The 5105-nt window shown below is 72.2% G+C and carries 2 protein-coding genes and 1 pseudogene; 1 reads left to right on the top strand and 2 read right to left on the bottom strand.

Translation table 11 applies throughout. The features are described 5' to 3' along the window. Positions 1-156: 156 nt before the first annotated feature. The gene (locus VHK87_RS00530; RefSeq protein ID WP_329632944.1) at positions 157-798 is read right to left on the bottom strand and encodes a LolA family protein; all 642 of its coding nucleotides are present in this window, start codon (positions 796-798) and stop codon (positions 157-159) included. A 114-nt stretch (positions 799-912) separates the two neighbouring features. After that, entirely contained in the window at positions 913-3267 is a 2355-nt protein-coding gene (locus tag VHK87_RS00525) for an FtsK/SpoIIIE family DNA translocase (protein ID WP_329632943.1), read from the bottom strand. Between the two features lie 248 nt (positions 3268-3515). On the opposite strand from VHK87_RS00525, the pseudogene VHK87_RS00520 reads away from it, so the two are divergent. Further along, positions 3516-5105 (top strand): annotated as a pseudogene (locus VHK87_RS00520) (hypothetical protein); the annotation flags it as partial.

The raw sequence follows: 5105 nt of genomic DNA, 5'->3' as shown, positions 1-5105 counted from the left end.
GGGCGTCAAGTTTGTCTCTCATGCCGCCGCCGGGAGGGGATATTCCGGCACGGTCGGGCGCGACGCGAACGTCACAACCCTCGTGTGTGACATTATTGGAACGGGACAACGCAAAGTCAACGGCAAGAATTGAATTGCTTGCCTGTGGTTAATTCGTCACATCTTACCTCGGCCGACGCCTCTTGGCCGCGGATCCTTCAGCACGAACAACGAGTTGGCCAGGCCCGGCGAAGCCTGCAGGCCGGACAGACGCACGCGCGTCGCCCCGCCCTGCGGGTCGGTGACGGTCCAGCCGAGCAGGCGCATGGGCTTGTCGGAGAAGGTCAGGGTGATCTGGCCGTCGGCCTGCCGCTGGCCGTCGCGGGCGGTGATGGAGAAGCCGTCCGCGTGCCGGGCGACGCGGGTCACCACCACGCCCCGATCGAGGCGGATCTGCTTGGCGAGGAACAGGTTCAACGGCGTCGCGCCCAGCGGGTAGCTCTCGAAGGTCTTGAGCTTGGTGTTGTGGATAGAGACCAGGGACCCGTCCGACACCACCAGCAGGCCGGCCGGCGGGTCGTACGCGAAGCGGGCCTTGCCCGGGCGCTTCAGGTACAGCGAACCCTGCGTCACCGCCCCGCGCGGATCGGTCTGGACGAAGCGGCCCTTGGCCTCGCCCAGCGACTGCAGGTAGGCCACCGCCTTGTCCACCAGCGCCTTGTCGGCCGCCGACAGCGCCGGCCCGCGCTGCGCGTGCGCGGCGACCGGCAGGGCCGCAAGCCCCAGAGCCAGGGCGCGGCGGGTCATCGTCGAAGTCATCCAAGCTCCAATCGCATCTCTTCGGGCGGCGATAACGCACGTAGGCGCCATATGGCGCCGCCGGAAGGCGCCTGTGTGGCCGATGCGACGTGAACCTGGCGTGACGCGGCGCGACTAGATCGGCGGCGGGCCGGCGAGGATCTCGCGCTTGCCGGCGTGGTTGGCGGGGCCGACGACGCCTTCGCGCTCCATCCGCTCGATGAGCGAGGCGGCGCGGTTGTAGCCGATCTGCAGGCGGCGCTGGATGTAGCTGGTGGAGGCCTTGCCGTCGCGGGTCACCACGGCCACGGCCTGGTCGTAGAGGTCGTTCCCGCCGCCCTCGCCGCCGCCGAACTCCATCTCCCCGTCCTCGCCCTCCTCTTCGCCGCCGGCGGTGATCTCCTCGAGGTACTGGGGCTGGCCCTGCTCGCGCAGGAACTTGGCCACCGCCTCGACCTCCTGGTCGGCGACGAACGGGCCGTGCAGGCGCGTGATGCGGCCGCCGCCGGCCATGTAGAGCATGTCGCCCTGACCCAGCAGCTGCTCGGCGCCCTGCTCGCCCAGGATGGTGCGGCTGTCGATCTTCGAAGTGACCTGGAAGCTGATCCGGGTCGGGAAGTTGGCCTTGATGGTGCCGGTGATGACGTCCACCGAAGGGCGCTGGGTGGCCATTACCAGGTGGATGCCGGCGGCCCGGGCCATCTGCGCCAGGCGCTGGACGGCGCCTTCCACGTCCTTGCCGGCCACCATCATCAGGTCGGCGACCTCGTCGATGACCACCACGATGTAGGGCATCGATTCCGGGTTGATCCGCTCGCTCTCGTAGATCGGCCGGCCCGCATCGTCGAAGCCGGTCTGCACGGTCCGCTCGAAGTGCTCGCCCTTGGCGGCGGCCTCCTTGGCGCGCTCGTTGTAGGAGACCACGTTGCGCACGCCGATCTTGGACATCCGCCGATAGCGGTCCTCCATCTCGCGCACGGTCCACTTCAGGGCGACGATGGCCTTCTTGGGATCGGTCACCACCGGCGCCAGCAGGTGCGGGATGCCGTCGTAGACGGACAGCTCCAGCATCTTCGGGTCGATCATGATGAACCGGACCTGCTCCGGCGGCAGGCGGTAGAGGATCGACAGGATCATGGCGTTGACGCCCACCGACTTGCCCGAGCCGGTGGTCCCGGCGATCAGTAGGTGGGGCATCTTGGACAGGTCAGCGATGTACGGCTCGCCGCCGATGTTCTCGCCCAGCGCCATGGGCAGGGCCTGGGTGGTCTTCTCGTACTCGGGTGAAGCCAGCAGGTCGCGCAGGTAGACGGTCTCCCGCTTCTGGTTGGGCAGCTCGATGCCGATCGCGTTGCGGCCGGACACCACCGAGACCCGGCAGGCGGCGACGCTCATCGAGCGGGCGATGTCGTCGGAGAGGGCGACGACCCGGGCGCTCTTCACGCCGGCGGCGGGCACCAGCTCGTAGAGGGTGACCACGGGGCCCGGGCGGATCTGGTCGATCTGGCCGCGGACGCCGAACTCGGCCAGCACGCTCTCCAGCAGCTGGGCGTTCTGGCGCAGGGCGCCCTCGTCGAACTGGGCGGCGCGAGGCTTGGGCTTGGCCAGCATGGCCAGCTCCGGCAGGGCGAAGCCGCCGGGGCGGGCGAACTCGAAGCTGGCCTGGGCCTCGCGAACCTCGCGGCCGGACTCCTTGGGCGGCGCCTTCGGGGCCTTGATGTTGAGCGGAATGGGCGGGGCGGCCCGGACGGGTGCGGCCTGCGGCCCGTCGTCGTCATCCTCGAAGGCGGCCACCGGGGCGGGGGTGCGGATCTCCAGCCCCTTGCGGCGCGGCGCGCTCTTGGGCGGGGTCGCGGGGCCGGCGGTCTTGCCCCGGGGCTTCAGCTGCGGCAGCCCGGCGAACTGCGGCCGCGGGAGAGCCAGTGCATAGGCCAGCGTCGCCGCGGCGATCAGGCCGAGGATCCCGCCGGTGACGGCCTGGGCCCCCGGCAGCCGCGCGAAGTCCAAGAGGCCGCCCAGCCAGTGCATCAGGCTCTCGCCCCAGAAGCCGCCGAGCCCCTTGGCCAGCGGCCAGGTGGCGGGCGGGGCGGGCAGGGCCAGCAGGCCGGCCAGCGCCACGACGCCGACGGCGCCGATCAGCGCGCGGCGGCGGAGCGCCTTGCGGGTCAGGTCGGGCTCGGGCGTCGCGACCCGCGATAGGCCCAGCAACACCATCACCAGGGCCGCGAAGCCGGAGGCCAGGCCCAGCGACTGCACCCCAATGTCGGCGATCACCGCGCCGGGCCCGCCCAGCACGTTGGTCGGGCCGTACGCCGAGGCCGCGTTCAGGCTGGGGTCCGCGGCGTTGTAGGTGGCCAGGGCCACGGCCAGCGCCACGCCGGCCACGGCGATCACCCCGCCGCGAAGGCGGGCGGTGTTCGGGTGCGTCCAGGCGAGGGCCGCGATGTGCAGCCCCAATTCCATGCCCGTTCGCCGCGCCGTCCGCGCCATCAGACACCCCATGCTCGATTCTTGGCCCCATCTGTGCCGTGCGAGGGTTAAGAGGCGTTTACTGTGAAGGCTGAAGCGTGGCCGGAAAGCCCACTCTGGGGCGCCGGCGCCACGGCGCAGCTTCGCCGCAATCCGAACACAAGGGTGAACCGCAGCTGACTGGCGGATCAGGCTGCGTTCAGACGCGTTGGCCGAACGTGCACTGTCCCAAGCGCCGCCCGGCGCGCAGCCAGTCGAGGATTGCAGCGATGCCATCCCCCATCCGCCGCCTGCCGATCGCCGCCCTTCTCGCCGCCGCCGGCGTGGGACTGTCGGCCTGCGAGTTGGAGGACGTGGCGTTCTGGGACCGCTCGGCCGCGCCGCCGCTGGACCTGCCGGCGACGTTCGACGCCCCGCCGCCGCCGCTGGCGCTCGCCCCGGATCCCTGGGAGCTGCCGCCCGCGCCACCGGCCCGGGTCGGGCGGCTGGCCTCCTACGATGACGGCTACGCCTGGGCCGAGCGCGCCTACGCCGTCGACCAGGCCTTCTACCAGGCCCCGCCGGACTACGGCTTCCAATACGACAACGTCCAGCCCTGGGCCTGGGAGACCGAGGACGACTGGATGCTCTACGCGGAGCCGATCGACCACGGCTATCGCTACTATTATTACGAGCCGGAGACCGACTACCCCTACTTCGTCCGGGACGACGAGTTCGGCTACGGCTACGACGACTTCGGGCGGCTGGTGATCATCTACGACCTAGCCGGCCGGGTGCTGCCGCAGAACATCCTCTATGAGCGCGCCGACCACGCCGGCCGCTACTGGGCGCGCGCCAAGGCGCTGCGCAAGGCGGCCGCCCGCGAGCGGCGCATGCGCATCGCCGAGGAGCAGTGGTTCGCCCGCCAGCCGGTCCTGGTGCAGACCCAGACCGTGTGGATCGAGGCCGCCGCCCGCGAGGACGACTGGCGCGCCTACCGTGACCGCACCGGCGCCCGCGAGCTGCGCCGCTTCAAGCCCGAGCGCGAGCGCCGCGAGCGCGACATCGCCCGAATGGCCCGGGTGCAGGAGCGGATGGATCGCCGGCAGGCGAGGCGGCAGGACGACGGCGAGCGCCGCGTGTTCGCCGCCCTTCCCGCGCCGGAGCGCTTCGGCTTCCAGCCCGATCGCCGGGAAGAGCGTCAGCGCGAGCGGACAGAGCGTCAGGCCGAGCGTCGGCAGGAGCGCGCGGGGCTGCAGGTCGAACGCGCCGGCGAGGCCGTGCGGCTGCAGGCTCCTGACCGCCAGGTCGAGCGGCAGGCGGAGCGTCAGTCCCGGCGTGAAGAACGTCAGGCCCAGCGCGTCGAGCGCCAAGCGCGTCCCGACCGCCAGCAGGCCCAGGCCATCCGCCCGGAGCGGCAGGAGCGGCAGCTCGAACGCGCCCAGCGCCAGGCCGAACGCCAGGCTCGCCCCGAACGCGACGCGCGGCAGGTCGAGCGCCAGGCCCGGCGCGAGCAGGAGCGGGTCCAGGCTCAGGCTCAGCGCGCCCAGGCGCAGCGGCCCGAACGGGCCGAACGTCAGGCGCAGCGCGCCGAGCGCCGGTCGGGCCGCGAGCGCGCCGCCGGCGAGGCCGCCCGCGACGCCAACGCGCGGGTGGAACAGCTTCGCCAGCGCGAAGGCCGCGCCGGCCAGGAACGGGCGGAGCGGGAGCGCGCCCGGGCCGAGCGTCAGTCGCGCGAGCGCAACGACGCCGAGCGCCAGGTCCGCGCCGCAGAACGGCAGGCCAGAGCCGAGCAGGAGGGCCGCCAGCGCGCCGAGCGGGAGGGCCGCCAGCAGCAGCAGGCCGAGCGCCAGGCCCGCGCCGCCGAGCGGCAGGCCAGG

The sequence above is a fragment of the Phenylobacterium sp. genome (assembly GCF_036263695.1).
Classification (GTDB): domain Bacteria; phylum Pseudomonadota; class Alphaproteobacteria; order Caulobacterales; family Caulobacteraceae; genus Phenylobacterium.
This window is presented reverse-complemented; position numbering and strand designations above follow the sequence as displayed.

Excerpts from the sequence above, each read along its gene's own strand:
- VHK87_RS00530 (WP_329632944.1), bottom strand. The coding sequence starts at position 798 with ATGACTTCGACGATGACCCGCCGCGCCCTGGCTCTGGGGCTTGCGGCC.
- VHK87_RS00525 (WP_329632943.1), bottom strand. The coding sequence starts at position 3,267 with ATGGCGCGGACGGCGCGGCGAACGGGCATGGAATTGGGGCTGCACATC.